This is a genomic window from Mycobacterium gallinarum (assembly GCF_010726765.1).
Taxonomy (GTDB): domain Bacteria; phylum Actinomycetota; class Actinomycetes; order Mycobacteriales; family Mycobacteriaceae; genus Mycobacterium; species Mycobacterium gallinarum.
Map to the genome: position 1 here is coordinate 2,861,873 of NZ_AP022601.1, position 15,947 is coordinate 2,877,819.

Annotated in this window: 15 protein-coding genes; 8 read left to right on the forward strand and 7 right to left on the reverse strand. The window is 66.2% G+C overall.

Annotated elements, in window-relative coordinates; genetic code table 11:
* The first annotated feature begins 2 nt into the window (after nucleotides 1–2).
* From G6N42_RS13895 to G6N42_RS13905, 3 genes are read left to right on the forward strand one after another with little or no spacing between them, the layout of a single operon-like run.
* Nucleotides 3–1,739, forward strand: coding sequence for an ABC transporter ATP-binding protein (locus G6N42_RS13895; RefSeq protein WP_163730112.1), 1,737 nt, complete (start codon nucleotides 3–5; stop codon nucleotides 1,737–1,739).
* A 2-nt stretch (nucleotides 1,740–1,741) separates the two neighbouring features.
* Nucleotides 1,742–3,634: an ABC transporter ATP-binding protein gene (locus G6N42_RS13900; protein ID WP_163730113.1), complete on the forward strand. Its 1,893-nt coding sequence runs from the start codon at nucleotides 1,742–1,744 to the stop codon at nucleotides 3,632–3,634.
* A gap of 20 nt (nucleotides 3,635–3,654) precedes the next feature.
* A complete protein-coding gene (locus tag G6N42_RS13905; RefSeq protein WP_163730114.1) occupies nucleotides 3,655–5,835 on the forward strand; it encodes a molybdopterin-containing oxidoreductase family protein in 2,181 nt (726 codons plus the stop codon).
* Here the strand turns inward: G6N42_RS13905 and abmR are convergent.
* Nucleotides 5,832–6,401, reverse strand: a complete 570-nt coding sequence (gene abmR / locus G6N42_RS13910; protein WP_163730115.1) for an ATP-binding transcription factor AbmR — start codon at nucleotides 6,399–6,401, stop codon at nucleotides 5,832–5,834. The two genes, G6N42_RS13905 and abmR, sit on opposite strands and share 4 nt — an antisense overlap.
* Nucleotides 6,402–6,474: 73 nt before the next feature.
* Nucleotides 6,475–6,681, reverse strand: coding sequence for a hypothetical protein (locus G6N42_RS13915; RefSeq protein WP_163730116.1), 207 nt, complete (start codon nucleotides 6,679–6,681; stop codon nucleotides 6,475–6,477).
* Between the two features lie 38 nt (nucleotides 6,682–6,719).
* Between G6N42_RS13915 and G6N42_RS13920 the strand changes: the two genes are divergently transcribed.
* The gene (locus tag G6N42_RS13920; protein ID WP_163730117.1) at nucleotides 6,720–7,607 is read left to right on the forward strand and encodes an AIM24 family protein; all 888 of its coding nucleotides are present in this window, start codon (nucleotides 6,720–6,722) and stop codon (nucleotides 7,605–7,607) included.
* Between the two features lie 4 nt (nucleotides 7,608–7,611).
* On the opposite strand, the gene dtd is transcribed toward G6N42_RS13920, so the two are convergent.
* Complete coding sequence (gene dtd / locus G6N42_RS13925; protein WP_163730118.1) at nucleotides 7,612–8,043, reverse strand: D-aminoacyl-tRNA deacylase; 432 nt, start codon at nucleotides 8,041–8,043, stop codon at nucleotides 7,612–7,614.
* 66 nt (nucleotides 8,044–8,109) lie between these two features.
* Between dtd and G6N42_RS13930 the strand changes: the two genes are divergently transcribed.
* The 3 genes from G6N42_RS13930 to G6N42_RS13940 are packed head-to-tail and all read left to right on the forward strand — an operon-like array spanning nucleotide 8,110 to nucleotide 11,400.
* Nucleotides 8,110–8,316, forward strand: coding sequence for a heavy-metal-associated domain-containing protein (locus tag G6N42_RS13930; RefSeq protein ID WP_163730119.1), 207 nt, complete (start codon nucleotides 8,110–8,112; stop codon nucleotides 8,314–8,316).
* Nucleotides 8,316–9,203: a DUF8832 domain-containing protein gene (locus G6N42_RS13935; protein ID WP_163730120.1), complete on the forward strand. Its 888-nt coding sequence runs from the start codon at nucleotides 8,316–8,318 to the stop codon at nucleotides 9,201–9,203. The genes G6N42_RS13930 and G6N42_RS13935 overlap by 1 nt, the downstream gene beginning before the upstream one ends.
* 1 nt (nucleotide 9,204) lies before the next feature.
* A complete protein-coding gene (locus tag G6N42_RS13940) occupies nucleotides 9,205–11,400 on the forward strand; it encodes a heavy metal translocating P-type ATPase (protein WP_163730121.1) in 2,196 nt (731 codons plus the stop codon).
* Here the strand turns inward: G6N42_RS13940 and G6N42_RS13945 are convergent, their stop codons facing one another.
* From G6N42_RS13945 to G6N42_RS13955, 3 genes are read right to left on the reverse strand one after another with little or no spacing between them, the layout of a single operon-like run.
* Nucleotides 11,401–12,300 (reverse strand): NAD-dependent epimerase/dehydratase family protein, encoded by a 900-nt coding sequence (locus G6N42_RS13945; protein WP_163730122.1) that lies wholly within the window; start codon nucleotides 12,298–12,300, stop codon nucleotides 11,401–11,403. It lies immediately after the preceding gene.
* A 29-nt stretch (nucleotides 12,301–12,329) separates the two neighbouring features.
* A complete protein-coding gene (locus tag G6N42_RS13950; protein WP_163730123.1) occupies nucleotides 12,330–12,743 on the reverse strand; it encodes a hypothetical protein in 414 nt (137 codons plus the stop codon).
* A gap of 60 nt (nucleotides 12,744–12,803) precedes the next feature.
* A complete protein-coding gene (locus G6N42_RS13955) occupies nucleotides 12,804–13,919 on the reverse strand; it encodes an adenylate/guanylate cyclase domain-containing protein (RefSeq protein WP_163730124.1) in 1,116 nt (371 codons plus the stop codon).
* A 41-nt stretch (nucleotides 13,920–13,960) separates the two neighbouring features.
* Here G6N42_RS13955 and G6N42_RS13960 point away from each other — a divergent pair, with 41 nt between their 5' ends.
* Nucleotides 13,961–14,458 carry a DNA-deoxyinosine glycosylase gene (locus G6N42_RS13960; protein ID WP_163730125.1) on the forward strand — a complete coding sequence of 166 codons (498 nt, stop codon included), beginning with the start codon at nucleotides 13,961–13,963 and terminating at the stop codon, nucleotides 14,456–14,458.
* Here G6N42_RS13960 and G6N42_RS13965 read toward each other — a convergent pair.
* The gene (locus G6N42_RS13965; RefSeq protein WP_163730126.1) at nucleotides 14,455–15,831 is read right to left on the reverse strand and encodes an amidase; all 1,377 of its coding nucleotides are present in this window, start codon (nucleotides 15,829–15,831) and stop codon (nucleotides 14,455–14,457) included. The two genes, G6N42_RS13960 and G6N42_RS13965, sit on opposite strands and share 4 nt — an antisense overlap.
* Nucleotides 15,832–15,947: the final 116 nt, after the last annotated feature.

The window sequence follows — 15,947 nt, forward strand, 5'->3', positions numbered from 1 at the left end:
CCATGTTGTGGGCGCTGCTGCGACAGTACGCGCGGCCATATCGGTGGCTGCTTGCGTCCGTGGCGCTGCTTCAGTTGATCAGCACCCTGGCATCGCTGTACCTGCCGACGGTGAACGCCTCGATCATCGACGACGGAGTCGCCAAGGGCGATCTGCCGATCATCGTCGAGCTCGGCGGCGTGATGCTCGCGGTCACCGCACTGCAGGTGCTGTGCGCGATCGGCGCGGTGTACTTCGGGTCGCGGGCGGGCTCGGGATTCGGTCGCGACCTCCGATCGTCGATCTTTCACCACGTCACCGGGTTCTCGGCCGAGGAGACCGCACGGTTTGGTGCGGCGTCATTGCTCACCAGGAGCACAAACGACGTCCAGCAGATCCAGCTGCTCGTGCAACTGACCTGCACCATGCTGATCACCGCGCCGATCATGTCGATCGGCGGGATCTTCATGGCCATACATCAGGACGCGGGACTGTCCTGGCTGCTTCTGGTCAGTGTGCCGATCCTGGCTGCCGCCAACTACTGGGTGGTGTCGCACCTGCTGCCGATCTTCCGGCGCATGCAACGACTCATCGACGGCATCAACCGGGTCATGCGTGAACAGCTTTCCGGCATCCGGGTGATTCGCGCCTTCACGCGGGAAACGTTCGAGCGCAAGCGATTCGCGGAAGCGAACGAGGCCGTCGCCGAAGCGGCACTAGAGGCAGGCCGCTGGCAGGCACTGATGCTGCCGTCGACGACACTCGTCATCAACATCTCCAGCGTCGCGCTGATCTGGTTCGGCGGTCTGCGCATCGACGCCGGCCAGATGCAGGTCGGTTCGCTGATCGCGTTCCTGGCCTATTTCATGCAGATCCTGATGGCGGTACTGCTGGCGACATTCATCCTGGTCCTCATCCCCCGCGCGTCGGTGTGCGCCGAGCGCATCGGGGAGGTGTTGTCGACCGAACCCCAGATCACCAGCCCGCCGGACCCCGTGCGGCCCGCGGCCATCGAGGGCGAGATCCGTTTGGATGGCGCCTCTTTCAGCTATCCCGGCGCCGAGCGCCCGGTACTGCAGGATATTTCGTTCACCGCACGGCCGGGGACGACGACGGCGATCGTCGGATCGACCGGTTCGGGCAAGTCGACGTTGATTTCGTTGATCTGCCGCCTGTATGACGTGACAGCCGGCTCGGTGCGCGTGGACGGCATCGACGTGCGCGAGTTCGATCTCGAACAGTTGTGGGCAGCGATCGGTGTGGTGCCCCAGCGGGGCTATCTGTTCTCCGGAACCGTCGCAGACAACCTTCAGGTCGGCGCGGCCCCTGGAACCGTGGCGACCGAGGACGACATGTGGCACGCGCTGGAGGTGGCGGCTGCCGACGACTTCGTACGCGCCCACCCCGACGGGCTGGACATGCGTGTCGCGCAGGGGGGCATCAACTTCTCCGGCGGACAGCGTCAGCGGTTGGCGATCGCGCGCGCGGTGATCCGCCGTCCCGCGGTCTACCTGTTCGACGACGCATTCTCCGCGCTCGATGTCCGAACCGACGCACAGGTGCGAGCCGCACTTCGGCAGGAGTCGGCCGGTTCCACGGTTGTGATTGTTTCCCAGCGTATTTCGACAATCTCCCAGGCCGATCAGATCATCGTCATCGACAACGGGCGGATCCTCGGCGTGGGTAGCCACGACACTCTGCTGACGGATTGTCCGGAGTATGCGGAGTTCGCCGACTCACAGGTGGTGGGTGCGCCTTGACGATGGCACGCACCATCCGCGGCGTGGGACAGGCGCCGACCGAGCGGTCGCGGGACTTCAAGGGTTCGGCGATCAGATTGGTCAAGCAGCTGACGCCGCAGCGCGCGCTGGCCATCACGGTCGTGCTGCTCGGCGTCGCTGGCATCGCGATCGGTGTGGTCGGACCGCGCATTCTCGGACACGCCACCGACCTGTTGTTCAACGGCGTGATCGGCCGTCAGCTGCCCGCCGGCCTGACCAAAGAGCAGGCAATCGACGCGGCGCGCGCGCGTGGTGACAACACTTTCGCCGATTTGCTGTCCGGAATGAATGTCGAACCGGGCCAGGGCGTGGACTTCGCAGCCGTCGGCCGCACGCTGCTGTTGGCGCTGTGCCTGTACCTGGTCGCCGCGCTGTTGGTCTGGGTGCAGGCACGCATTCTGAACGTCGTCGTGCAGCGCACGATGGTCACCCTGCGATCCGACGTCGAGGACAAGCTGCACCGAATGCCGCTGTCGTACTTCGACTCCCGTCAGCGCGGCGAGGTACTCAGCCGCGTCACCAACGATGTCGACAACATCCAGACGTCGCTTTCGATGACGATCAACTCGCTGTTGACATCGGTGTTGACAGTCTTCGCGGTGCTGGTGATGATGCTGACGATCTCGCCGCTGCTGACGCTGCTCACGGTGATCACCGTGCCGTTGTCTCTGTGGGCGACCCGGGTGATCGCACGACGGTCTCAGCGGTTGTTCGTCGCACAGTGGGCCAACACCGGGCGGCTCAACGCGCACATCGAGGAGACGTACAGCGGGTTCACCATCGTCAAGACGTTCGGTCATCGCGCCCAGGCACAGCAACAGTTCGGCGAGTTCAACGACGACGTGTATCAGACCAGCTCTGAGGCGCAGTTCTTTTCGGGCCTGGTGTCGCCGGCGACGGTGTTCATCGGCAATATCAGCTACGTCGCGGTGGCCGTGGTCGGCGGCATTCAAGTCGCGACGGGTCAGATCACCCTCGGCAGTATCCAGGCGTTCATCCAGTATGTCCGCCAGTTCAACCAGCCGCTGACCCAGGTCGCCGGCATGTACAACACCCTGCAATCCGGAGTGGCCAGCGCGGAGCGGGTGTTCGAACTCCTTGATACCGACGAGGAATCCCCTGAGCGTGCGGCGATGCCGCCGTCGCCCGGGGGGCGCCCCGGCCGGGTCGAGTTCAGGAACGTCGACTTCGGCTACCGCGAAGGCACTCCCGTCATCGAGGACCTGTCACTGACCGTCGAACCGGGAAGCACTGTGGCGATCGTCGGGCCGACGGGCGCGGGCAAGACCACTCTGGTGAACCTGCTGATGCGGTTCTACGACGTCGATTCCGGCCAGATCCTGCTCGACGGCGTGGACATCGCCACCATCAGCCGTCAGTCACTGCGATCCCGCATCGGCATGGTGCTGCAGGACACCTGGCTGTTCAGCGGAACCATCTACGACAACATCGCCTACGGCAGACCCGATGCAGAAGAGGACGAGGTGATCGCGGCGGCGAAGGCCGCCTACGTCGACCGGTTCGTGCACCATCTGCCCGACGGCTATCAAACGTGGGTCAGGAGCGACGGCGGAAACATCAGCGCGGGCGAGAAACAGCTCATCACGATCGCGCGCGCCACGCTGTCCCGCCCGCAGCTGCTCGTCCTCGACGAGGCGACGAGTTCGGTCGACACCAGGACTGAATTGCTGATCCAGCAGGCAATGGCCGAATTGCGCCGGGACCGGACGAGTTTCATCATCGCGCACCGGCTTTCGACGATCCGCGACGCCGACGTCATCGTCGTCCTCGAAGCCGGTCGCATCGTTGAACAAGGCAACCACGCGCAGCTCATGGCTAAGCGTGGCGCTTATTGGTCTATGACGCAGGTGTAGTCGTCGTAGTCTCGAAATCGATGACCACGACATCGAAAAGTACGACGGCGTACACCTTCTGCAGATACTGTTCGGCAGCCTGCGGTCTCGAGGTCACCGTCGAGGACAACAGGGTGATCAAGATTTCACCGGACAAGCAGAACCCGCACAGTTGGCATGACTTCTGCGCCAAGGGCAGGACGGCCAATCAGCTCGTCGAGCACCCGCGCAGGATCGTGGCGCCGATGCGTCGGATCGGGGCCGGCGAGTATGTCGAAGCCAGCTGGGACGAGGCGATCGCCGACATCGCGGCGCGGATGACGGCCCTGATCGACGCCGACGGTCCCGATTCGATCGGCCTCTATTACGGGAACCCGACTGGCTACTCGTCGTCGAACGTGCTGTTCATGATCGCGTGGTTGGATGCCGTCGGCACCCAGAACCGGTACGCCGTCGGTTCGGTGGACCAGAACGCGTTGCACGTCGTCGCCGAGGCGATGTACGGATCGATGCTGATGGCGCCGGTATCCGACGTCGACAACTGCGACTACTTCCTGCTGGTCGGCGCCAATCCGGCGGTCAGCGCGTGGAACTGGCTGGAAACCGTGCCCGGCGGCTGGCAGCGCGCACTGGAGCGACAGCGCCAAGGTGCGCAGATCGTCGTCGTCGATCCTCTGCGGACCGAGACCGCGGACAAGGCGGATGTGCATCTGGCGGTGCGACCCGGACAGGACTGGGCACTGCTGCTCGCCATGGTCAAGGTCATCCTCGACGAGCGGCTCGAACACGAGGGCGACTGCCGCGATCTCGCCACCGGGGTGGACGAGCTTCGCGCGCTCGTCACCGACGCGGACCTCGATGATCTGGCCGTGCGGTGTGACGTCCCGCGCGCGGTCATCGAGCAAGTGGCAAGGAATTTCGCGACCGCCAAGCGCGCGATGGTCGTCACCCGCACCGGAGTTTCACTGCATGTGACCGGCACGATCGGCGAGTGGCTGGGCCACGTGCTGAACGTCATCACGGGTCGCATGGACCGGCCGGGCGGGCGCCGGTTCGAACCCGGCTATGTCGATGCGCTGAAGCTGTCCGGTATGGCGAAACCGCCGGCACACAAGAGTCGGCTCAGGGGCACCGATCTGGTCGCGGGTGCCCACGCGCTGGCGGAACTGCCCGATGAGATCACCACACCGGGGCCCGGACAGATTCGCGCGATGGTGATCAACTGCGGCAATCCCGTGGTGTCCGGGCCGCACGGCGCCAAGTTGGACGCCGCACTCGCGCAGCTGGATCTGTTGGTCGCGATTGACTTGGTACAGCGTGAAAGTCACCGTCACGCACACTGGTTGCTGCCTGCCGCGCACTGGCTGGAACGCGACGACCTGCTGGCCCTGACCAGCAACCTGCACGACGAGCCGTACGTGCAGTACGGACGGGCGGTCGTCGATCCACCGCCGGGGGCCCGTGAAGAGTGGCGCATCTTCGTCGATCTCGCGATCGCGATGCGCAAGCCGCTCTTCGGCGCCAAAGGGATGAACGGTTTCGTGCGGGTCACCCGCGCTCTTGCCAGGCTGACCCGCAGGCCCGGCCTCGAGTTCACCCCGGCGTGGTTGAATCGCCTGCTCGTCGCGACCAGCCGAAAGGTCAACGGGCGCAGGGTGAGTTGGCGTGATCTGATGGCGAATCCGCATGGAATGGTGCTGGGCCCACGCGAGTTCGGTCATTTTCGCAGCGCGTTGCGCACCGAGGACAAGATGGTGCACGCCGCACCGCCGGAGTTCGTGGCCCGCGCGCGCGAACTGCTCGCCGAACCCGCGCCGCACGCCCCAGCCGGGTACCCGTTCCAGTTGTCGAACCGTCGCAACCGGCACTCGATGAACTCCTGGCTCAACGAGCTTCCCGGCCTGCACCCCTCGGGTAAGCGCAATGACGTGGTGATCAACCCCGAGGACGCGGTTGGGCTGGGAATCGCCGACGGAGACGCGGTGCGCGTCTTCTCCCCCGTCGGACAGATCGAGCTGACCGCTTCCGTCAGCGATCGTCCCCGTCGCGGGGTGCTGATAGTCGACCACGGCTGGGGCTCAAGGATCTTCGACCCGCGCGGCGGCGCCGATCCGGTTTCCTACGGCGCCAACCGCAACCTGCTCATCGACGACGTGTCCGTCGACCCGCTGTCCCAGACCTCGGCGTTGAGCTCGGGGTATGTGGGTGTCGAGCGGGTCTAGATCTGTGGACCCTCGGCGCGCAGATCGTCGACGTTGCGCATGGCGTCGCGCAGCTTGCCCAGCCATTCGTCGGCATGTTCGCCGACCAGCTTGACCGACCACGCCAGCGCATCGGAGCGGGAGCGGGCCACGCCGGCATCCACCAGCGTGTCGAGGACCTGGCGCTCTGGCTGACGCAATCGTGTCATCACCGGTACGGCGATGTGGGTGAACAGGATTCGTTCCGTCGCCTCGTCGGCCCCCACCTCGACACCCCAGGCAACCTTGCGACCGTAACGACGCTCGGCTTCATCGGCGATCCGCATGCGCTCCGAACGCGTCTCCTCGCGGAACCGCGCGACTCTGCCGGATGCGTGGGCTTCACTCTCCTCGGCGCCTTCGACTTCGGGGAGGTGACCGATGACGGTGATCTCTTCGCGGTCGACGACGACCGTCGGGTCACCGGCGAACCAGCCTTCGGGCAGGCGACCGGAGAACCAGTCGCCCGCACTACTCGCGTCGGGTTGTTCGGCCTGCTGCCAGCCGCCGGAGCGGCCTGGCCTTCTGCCGGAGTGATGATGTCTCATGATTACATGATTACATCGTTACACCGCTGTTGGGACGGCTTTCTCCCGAAGCGAACAGCGCCGTGCGTGTGCGCTACTGCTTGCGGTTCAACAGCAGAACAGCTCCGCCGCCCGCGACCGCACCGATGAACAGCAGGACAGCCAGGGTCGGACTGACCAGCCACCACACCAGGCCCAGCCCGATGATCACCGGGGAGGCGACGAACAGCACCATGCCCGGGTGCTGCTTGATGACCGCGAGGGCGCTTTGCGCGCGCACCCGGTCAATTTCCTTTGCCATGCCACCAGGATGCCAGTCGTCGGATTAGTTTTGTCTCCATGACTGGACCTAATAACGGAAGCTGGCGGCCCGACCCCGAAGGACGCTACGAACACCGCTGGTGGGACGGCCAGCAGTGGACCGATCAGGTGTCGCACCAGGGGCAGGTCGTCCGGGCGCCGCTGGGCGCACCGCCTGCCGGGCCCGCGCCGCAGCATCAGCCAGGACCACCGCAGGCCGCGGTCATGGGCGGGCAACCCGCCGGCGACGGATTCTCAGGCATCACTGGCGATTTGGTCGACGGACGGTTCAGCGAGAAGGAAGCCAAACCGATCGCGAATCAGAACTCCAAGCTGCTGCGCGTGCGCCTCGGCGAACCGTTCATGGCACGCCAGGGTGCGATGGTGGCCTACCAGGGCAACGTGGACTTCGCGTTCGAGGGCGGCGGGGCGTCGAAGTTCCTCAAGAAGGCGCTGACCGGCGAGGGCCTCCCCCTGATGCGGTGCCAGGGGCAGGGCGACGTGTTCCTGGCCGAGCGCGCTTACGACGTCCATCTGCTGAACCTGACGAATTCCGGGTTGTCGATCAGCGGCAAGAACGTGCTGGCCTTTTCGGCAAGCCTCGACTGGAACATCGAGCGCGTCAAGGGCGGCAGCATGGTGGCCGGCGGGCTGTTCAATACGACATTGCGCGGTACCGGATGGGTGGCGCTGACCACCGACGGCCCACCCGTCGTACTCAACGCCGCCGAGGCACCCACGTTCGCCGACACCAACGCGGTGGTGGCATGGTCGGCGAACCTGCAGACCCAGCTCAAGACCAGTTTCAAAGCGGGAGCGCTGATCGGCCGCGGCTCAGGCGAGGCGGTTCAGGTGTCGTTTTACGGGCCGGGCTTCGTCATCGTGCAGCCATCGGAGGGCATACCGCCGGTCGCCGCGGCACACTGAGGGCTCACAGCTCGAGCAGCACCGTCACGGGGCCGTCGTTGACGAGTTCCACTCGCATGTCCGCCCCGAACACGCCCGTCTCGACCTGTGCGCCTAGGGCACGAAGTGCGTCGGCGAAGGCGGTCACCAACGGTTCGGCCACCGCGCGAGGGGCGGCGGCGTTCCAGGCGGGACGGCGGCCCCTGGCGGTATTGGCGTAGAGCGTGAACTGGCTGACTACGAGGATTGGCGCCCCGACGTCGCTCGCCGACTTCTCGTCGTCGAGAATGCGCAGCTGCCAGAGCTTTTCGGCCATGCGCTGCGCCTTCGACGTGTCGTCGTCGTGCGTCACCCCTACCAGCGCCACCAGCCCCTGGCGCTCGGGGCGGACCGCTCCGACCACCTCACCGTCGACCCGCACCGCCGCCGACGTCACCCGCTGGACCAGGACGCGCATGGTCGCCGATGCTGCCAGGGACCGAGCCGTTTGCATACCCTATGGGGGTATGGTACCAATGGACTCATGAGCACGACAACGGTCACCGTAACCGGAATGAGCTGTGGACATTGCGCCACGTCGGTACGTGAGGAGATCACGGAGATCCCCGGCGTCCGAGCCGTCGACGTCGACCTTGCCAGCGGTAGCGTCACCATCGAGAGCGACAGCGTGCTCGAGGCGGCCGCGATCAAGACCGCCGTCGAGGACGCCGGCTACCAGCTGGCCAGCTGATGAAAACCGGACAGAAGGTCATCGCGTTCGTCGTCGGACTGGCCGCGGTCTTCGCGATCTCCGTCTGGATCGGCAACGCGGTCACCCCGCAGGAGGCGACGACGGTGGCCGCACCAGACCTGCCCGGCGGACTGCAGACGACACAGGACGGGTACACGCTGGCTCTGGACGACTCGATCGCCACCGCCAATCCCGATGTGCCACTGAAGTTTCAGATTCTCAGTGCCACCGGAGCGCCGGTGAAGCGCTACGTCGAGAAGCACGACGAACTCCTGCACCTCATCGTCGTGCGCAACGACCTTGCGGTCTTCCAGCACGTCCACCCGAAGCTCGACGAGCAGGGTACGTGGAGTGTGCCGCTGGACCTGTCTCGCGCCGGCGACTATCGCGTCTTCGCCGACTTCATGCCATCGGGCGGTCCCGCGCTGACGTTGGGCGCCAATCTGCACGTCGCTGGAAAATACGACCCACAACCGCTGCCCCCAGCAGCGCAGACCGCCGAGGTCGATGATTACACGGTGACGCTGCGCGGGACGCCGAAGGCCAACGACCCGTCGATGCTGACTCTGTCGGTCAGCCGGGACGGCAAGCCCGTCGACGACCTGCAGCCCTACCTCGGCGCGTACGGGCACCTCGTCGCGGTGCGTGCACCAGATCTCGCCTACCTGCACGTGCATCCGATGAGCGAGCCCGACGGCGGCACCGCGGCCTCGGGCCCCGAGATCGGGTTCCACACGACGTTCCCCAGCACGGGCTCGTACCGACTGTTCCTCGATTTCCAGCATCGCGATGCCGTGCGCACCGCCGCGTTCACCGTGAACGTCACCGACGCCGCCTCGACGACGGCACCTGCCCCGTCTGGCGACGGCGGCGGACACCAACACTGACATGTCAGTCGTCGAACTCTCGGTGGACGGCATGACGTGCGCGTCGTGTGCCAACCGAATCGAGAAGAAACTCAACAAGATCGAGGGCGTCACCGCCACGGTCAATTTCGCGACCGAGAAAGCCAGGGTTGAGTTCGGCGACGATGTGACCGCTGAACAACTCGTAGCGACGGTGGCGGACGCCGGCTATCAGGCCCACCTGCCCGTGCCGGACCCCGTTGTCACGGACGATGATCCGACCTCCGCCCTGCGGACCCGGTTGCTGATCTGCCTGGCGCTGACGGTGCCGGTCGTCGCGATGGCGATGGTGCCCGCGTGGCAGTTCACCTACTGGCAGTGGTTGTCGTTGACATTGGCTGCACCGGTGGTGGTCTGGGGTGCATGGCCGTTCCACCGGGCGGCGTGGGCGAACCTGCGGCACGGTACCGCCACCATGGACACGCTCATCTCGATGGGCACGCTGGCCGCGCTCGGGTGGTCGATTTACGCGCTGTTCTGGGGCACCGCGGGCACGCCTGGGATGACTCACGCGTTCGAACTGACCATCGGCCGCACCGACGGCAGCGGCAACATCTATCTCGAGGCCGCCGCGGGCGTCACCACCTTCATCCTCGCCGGGCGCTACTTCGAGGCCCGCTCCAAGCGACGCGCGGGCGCGGCGCTGCGGGCCCTGCTCGAGCTCGGAGCCAAGGACGTGACGGTCCGCCGAGACGGTGCCGAGCAGCGCATCCCGATCGATGCGCTGAACGTCGGTGACGAGTTCGTCGTGCGTCCTGGCGAGAAGATCGCCACCGACGGTGTGGTGGTCGAGGGACATTCCGCGGTCGACGCGTCCCTGCTGACCGGTGAGTCGGTGCCGGTTGAGGTCGAACCAGGTGCCGAGGTGGTCGGTGCCACCGTCAACGCCGATGGCAGGTTGGTGGTACGGGCGAGCAGAGTCGGCTCCGACACTGCGCTGGCGCAGATCAGCAGGCTCGTCGAGGACGCCCAGAACGGGAAAGCGCAAGCCCAGCGGTTGGCGGACCGGATCTCGGGTGTCTTCGTGCCGATCGTCATCGCGTTGTCCGTTGCGACGCTGGGCTTCTGGATCGGCACGGGCGGACCGATCGCGGCGGCGTTCACCGCGGCGGTGGCGGTGCTGATCATCGCGTGCCCCTGCGCGCTGGGTCTGGCGACGCCGACGGCATTGATGGTCGGCACCGGCCGGGGTGCGCAGCTGGGCATTTTGATCAAGGGTCCGGAGGTGCTCGAGTCCACTGATCAGGTCGACACCATCCTGCTGGACAAAACCGGCACGGTCACCACCGGCACGATGACCCTGGTCGACGTGATCGCCGCCGAGGGGGTGCACACCGACGAGGTCCTGCGGCTCGCAGGTGCACTCGAGGAGGCATCCGAACATCCGGTCGCGAAGGCCATCGCGGCAGGTGCGCAGGCGAAGGTCGGCGATCTGCCCGCGGCAGTGGACTTCACCAATCTGCGCGGCCTCGGCGTCCAAGGTGTGGTCGACGGCGTTGATGTGACGGTCGGGCGGGCGCGACTGTTCACGCAGATGCCGGACGAACTCGACGAGGCCCTGCGACGTGCGGAGGCCGAGGGTAGGACCGCGGTCGCGGTCGGCCGGGACGGCGCGGCCGTCGGTGTCCTGGTGGTCGCCGACGCGGTCAAGCCGACGTCCGCCGATGCTGTCAAAGAGCTTCGCGCGCTGGGGCTTACGCCGATCCTGCTCACCGGGGACAACGAGGCGACGGCCCGCACGGTGGCGGCCCAGGTGGGAATCGACGAGGTGATCGCCGAGGTTCTGCCCAGCGAGAAGGTCGACGTCGTGAAGCGACTGCAGACCGACGGCAAAATCGTCGCGATGGTGGGTGACGGTGTCAACGATGCGGCCGCGCTGGCACAGGCCGATCTGGGTCTGGCGATGGGCAGCGGCGCGGACGTGGCGATCGAGGCGAGTGACCTGACGTTGGTCCGCAATGACCTGCGCACCGTCGGTGATGCGATCCGGTTGTCTCGCAGGACACTCGCGACGATCAAGGGAAATTTGTTCTGGGCGTTCGCCTACAACGTGGCAGCGTTGCCGTTGGCGGCGGCCGGCCTGCTCAACCCGATGATCGCCGGTGCGGCAATGGCTTTCAGCTCCGTCTTCGTCGTCAGCAACAGCCTGCGACTGCGCCGGTTCAAACCGTCGCGATAGTCAGCCGACCAGCTCCGGGTGAAATTTGGCCGCCATTCGACGAAGTCCGTCCTGCCAGTCGACCGTCGCGGGCCCGATCAGTTCGCGCATCAACGAAACGTCGAGCGGATTGCCGCGCAACGCCCGATCGCTTTCCTCGAACGTCGGCTCCACACCCACCAGCGAGCCCAGGTATTCGCACCACTCCTGGATGCTGACAAACTGCTCGCTGGCCCAGTTGAGGGTTGTCGCCGGAACCGAGGCCACCTCAAGAAGTTTCGGGATTGTCGCGATGATGTCGTCCTCGTGCATCAGGTTGTAGCGGGCAGGCCCACCTGGCGGGACCGGGATCGGTGAGCCGCCCAGCATCATCTCCATGTGGAAGAACGGCCACCCGCCGTTGTCGCCGTAGGGGACGTTGAGGCGGGCGATCACGCTGGGAATGCCGAGCGCACGAGCCATCGTGCGGACAACGACCTCACCGGCGATCTTCGAGATGGAATATGTTGGGAACATTGGCTTGTGGTTGTCCCCGAGGACGGCGTGTTCAGAACGGGGGTCGTCGCCGGGTGGGTCGTAAACGGCCCCTGACGAACAGTGCAGGAACGCCTTCGCGCCGCGGCAGTGCGACATGAGGAGCCCGACCGACTCGGCGTTGGCGGCGAGATCCTTTTCCCACCTGCCGCTCTTGGCCACCGCGAGGTTGATGACGTAGTCGAAATCCGTCGGCAGCCCCGTGAAGTCGCCACTGGCCAGGTTGACCGGCTCGCAGCGCACCCCTGACTCTTCAAGGTCGGCCCGGGCCGCGGAGTCGGTGAAACGGGCGATGCCCCACACCTCGTTGTCGGCCGCGAGGGCCTTGGCGACGGGGACGGCGACCTGCCCGGTGGGACCGGTGATGAGGATCTTTGAACCGCGCATCGGCTGATCGTAAGCGACCGCGGTGCCGGCTAGAGGGTGGCGTTGACGGGTCCGAGCAGCAGACAGTTGGGATCTGTCGTGTAGTCGAAGACCGCGCTGCAGCCCCGGCCCGACGCCTCGTAGACCAGGCCCGGGGTGTACGGCTCGAAGTACACCTGCGCGGGAGCCGCATCCCGGGACTGCGTGCAGCGGTCGGATTGACCCTGGATCGACAGGCAGGCCACGCCGTACCTGGGTTTCCACGGAGCCAGGCAGCCGGCGGGAGTCAGCGTGGCGGTCACCTTGGCCACACCGTCGACCTGAACCACTTGTGGCGCCGAAAGGGTGAAGTTGCACGGACCCGGATTCGGCGGCGGCAGGGGCAGGGCGTGGGCCGCACCCGCACCGGCGAAACCCGCGGTGAGCACAACCGCTGAGATCAGCCCAATAATCGCCCGGCGCATCTCTGGATCGTAAACCCAGGGCCGTCGCGTCCGGGCGGATCTGCGTGTAGCAAATACCGCTCAGGTCGATCGACGGACGCGAAACAGCTTGACGTCGGATGAGATGCCCTTGAGATGGCGCGCACCCGCGAAGGACCACGTGAATCGTTCGTCGTCGCCGACGGCCTCGCGCGTCGTCTCCGACACCAGAACCGAACCGGGTCGGGCGGCGCCGGTCACCCGGCTGGCGAGATTCACCGGACTGCCGAACCAGTCGCCGGCCCGGCTGACGGCCATGCCGGTCGCCATGCCGGCCCTGAGCCTGGGGTATTCGTCGTCGCCCTCGGTCGCCTCGACCAGTGTCATCAGAGCCTCGAGCAGAGGCACCGGCTCGGCACTGACGAGCATGACTTCGTCGCCGATGGTCTTGATGAAACGCACCGGCGGAACCGCGGCCTCGTGCGCGAGATCGGCCAGGCGGTGCGCAAGCCGTTCGAGGTCTTGCGGCGGCACCACTTCGCCCAGCCGCGTGAATCCGACGAGGTCGGCGAACGCGATGCTCACCAGGCGGGCTCCGGGAAGGCGTTGTCCCTCCGCTATTTCCGATGCGCTGATGGCCTCGGTTTCCAGCAGATGTCGCAGCTGAAGCCGCAACATCTCCTGGATCATGGGGCCGAGTAACGGCGCGGCCTCGGAAACGAGCAATTCCGAATTCTTCGCGATGGTCAGCTCGGTGGCCGTCGGGTCGAGAATGGTGGCCAGACCCGCGTAGCGCATCACTTCTGCCGCCCGCGACAGGCCGTCGGCCAACAGCCGGGTGATCTGCACGAGCTGATCGGGCTCGATGCCCAATTCGATGAAACGCTGCCCGAACGCCGCGGCCTCCGCATCCGCACGCGAGTGCACGGCGGCATCGGGATCGTCCACGGTAGGCAGGCCGATCGCGCGTTGCAGGCGCTGGAGCAGTTCCAGGTCGATGCCGGTCTTCTCGCAGGTCTCGCGGGCCGACACGTAGGTTCCATCCTCACCCAGAACTCGGCGGGCGGCGAGCAACATCGGCATGAACGACGCTCTGATCTGGTCGGCAGTGAAGCCTTCACCGAGCAGCCATTCGATGAGCTCAGCCCGTTCGGTCCGGGCGCTGCCGTCGAGACCGTCGAGCAGCCCGGACGCCTCGATGTCGAAATCTTCGGCCACGGGCTCAACGTATACCGCGGCGCCGTGCGATATTCGGCTCCATGGCCGCGCCAGAGGTGCATGGGCTCCCGCCGATCGTCGGCGATGGGGCGCACACGTTGATCCTCGGCAACATGCTGAGCGTGATGTCGGTGGCGTCCCAGCAGTACTACGGCAACCCCCGCAACGCGTTCTGGCGGATCACCGGTGAGCTGTTCGGGTTCGCCGCCGACGATCCGTACGACGAACGCAGCGCTGCGCTGATCGCCAACGGCATCGCTGTGTGGGACGTGCTGAAATCATGCAGGCGCAAGGGCAGCCTGGATTCCGCCGTTGAACCGGACAGCATGGTGGGCAACGATTTTGGCGGCCTGTTCGTCGGGTACCCGGGCATCAGACGAATCTTCTTCAACGGTGCCGCCGCGGAGAAGAACTTCCACCGTCTCGTCCGTGTCGCACCGGACCTGCCGTACCGGCGGCTTCCGTCGACGAGTCCGGCGCACACCATGCGTTACGAGGACAAGCTGGCCACCTGGCGTGACGCGTTGACCGCGCGTTAGGACACCGTGGGCCGTCGCTGCACCCACGGTCGCACCTTCTCGATCTGGGCGCTCAGCGACAGTAGCGTCGCCTCGTCAAACGGCCGCCCTACCAACTGGATCGATGTCGGCACGCCGTTGCCGTCAAGGCCCCACGGAACGACGGCGGCCGGCTGACCCGTCGCGTTGAACACCGCCTGGAACGGCACTCGCGCGGCAACCAACGCCAGCGTCGAGACTGCACCGCGCCGCTGGTAGGCGCCGATCCGCGACGGCCCCAACGCAGTGCCCGGAGTCAGGACGACGTCCACGTCGTCATAGATCGACTGAACGCGTTCGGCGAGCTCGCTCTCGGCCTCCCTGATCCGCTTCATCCGCTCGTCGGAGATCAACGAACCGATTCGCGCGAAGTTCCGGGTGCGGGCCTCCAGTCGCTCCGGATGAGGCAGCGTCTGTACATCGTCGTAAGCCCCACGGAAGTACCGCGACAACGCATGGGATATCGCGGTCGATGGATAGTCGGGATCCCGCACGACGACCTGGTGCCCGAGCTCACGCAGCAGTGCGGCCGACTCCTCCATCGCCGCCCGCTGATGGACGCCCACGCGTGTCACCACTCCCAACAGCACCCTTGCGCTGACCGCAATTCGAAGCGTGCCAGGCTCTTTCGCTGCAGCACGGACGAAGCCGGAGTCGTCACTTGTCACATCGAGGAACCGGGCGGCGTCCTCGACCGTTCGCGCAATCGGGCCGTTGACGGTCAGGCCGTTCCAGGCGCCGTCGTGCGGCGCCAGTGGGACCCGGTCCCGCTGCGGCTTGAGGCCGAACAGTCCGCACCACGTCGACGGGATGCGGATCGACCCCATGCCGTCGGACCCCAACGCCATCGACGCGAGTCCCGCGGCGACCGCCGCGGCACTCCCACCGCTGCTGCCACCCGGCGTGTAGTCGGTGTTCCACGGATTTCGGGTGGCACCGAACGTCGTCGTTTCCGCGAAGGGCCACAGCGTCATCTCCGGCACGGCGGTCTTGCCGACAAAGACCGCGCCCGCCTCGCGAAGGCGACGGACGACTTCGGCGTCGGTGGTGCGAGCCGCGCCGTGGGCCGAGGTCCCAAAAGCCGTGACCTGTCCGGCGATGTCGACGTCGTCCTTGATGGCGATCGGCACGCCGAGCAGCGGCAGTCGTTCACCGGCGTCGAGGCGGGCCTGTGCGATGGCCGCATGCTCGCGGGCGGTGTCGGCGAGCACGACCCGGTAGGACCTCAGTTCGGGGTCGAAGCGACCGATGCGATCCAGGTAGACATCGAGCAGCGCCGGCGCGGTGACGGTGCCGTCTGCGAGCATGCGGGCCTGCTGCGCGGCACCTGCGAAGGCGAGTTCACGATCGTCCATCGAGGCCGAAGCATAGAGCGGTATCCGAGGCGACAAGACGTAAGTCAAAGAAGCCGTTTCACGATCGCGGACCTTCGCGGGCGCAACGGCAGGACGCGCGGCGCGTCACTGGTTGG

Coding starts and splice junctions, on each gene's coding strand:
- abmR (WP_163730115.1), bottom strand. CDS start 6,401: ATGAGACATCATCACTCCGGCAGAAGGCCAGGCCGCTCCGGCGGCTGG.
- G6N42_RS13895 (WP_163730112.1), top strand. CDS start 3: ATGTTGTGGGCGCTGCTGCGACAGTACGCGCGGCCATATCGGTGGCTG.
- G6N42_RS13945 (WP_163730122.1), bottom strand. CDS start 12,300: ATGCGCGGTTCAAAGATCCTCATCACCGGTCCCACCGGGCAGGTCGCC.
- G6N42_RS13905 (WP_163730114.1), top strand. CDS start 3,655: ATGACCACGACATCGAAAAGTACGACGGCGTACACCTTCTGCAGATAC.
- G6N42_RS13940 (WP_163730121.1), top strand. CDS start 9,205: ATGTCAGTCGTCGAACTCTCGGTGGACGGCATGACGTGCGCGTCGTGT.
- G6N42_RS13900 (WP_163730113.1), top strand. CDS start 1,742: ATGGCACGCACCATCCGCGGCGTGGGACAGGCGCCGACCGAGCGGTCG.
- dtd (WP_163730118.1), bottom strand. CDS start 8,043: ATGCGCGTCCTGGTCCAGCGGGTGACGTCGGCGGCGGTGCGGGTCGAC.
- G6N42_RS13915 (WP_163730116.1), bottom strand. CDS start 6,681: ATGGCAAAGGAAATTGACCGGGTGCGCGCGCAAAGCGCCCTCGCGGTC.
- G6N42_RS13950 (WP_163730123.1), bottom strand. CDS start 12,743: ATGCGCCGGGCGATTATTGGGCTGATCTCAGCGGTTGTGCTCACCGCG.
- G6N42_RS13965 (WP_163730126.1), bottom strand. CDS start 15,831: ATGGACGATCGTGAACTCGCCTTCGCAGGTGCCGCGCAGCAGGCCCGC.
- G6N42_RS13935 (WP_163730120.1), top strand. CDS start 8,316: ATGAAAACCGGACAGAAGGTCATCGCGTTCGTCGTCGGACTGGCCGCG.
- G6N42_RS13920 (WP_163730117.1), top strand. CDS start 6,720: ATGACTGGACCTAATAACGGAAGCTGGCGGCCCGACCCCGAAGGACGC.
- G6N42_RS13960 (WP_163730125.1), top strand. CDS start 13,961: ATGGCCGCGCCAGAGGTGCATGGGCTCCCGCCGATCGTCGGCGATGGG.
- G6N42_RS13930 (WP_163730119.1), top strand. CDS start 8,110: ATGAGCACGACAACGGTCACCGTAACCGGAATGAGCTGTGGACATTGC.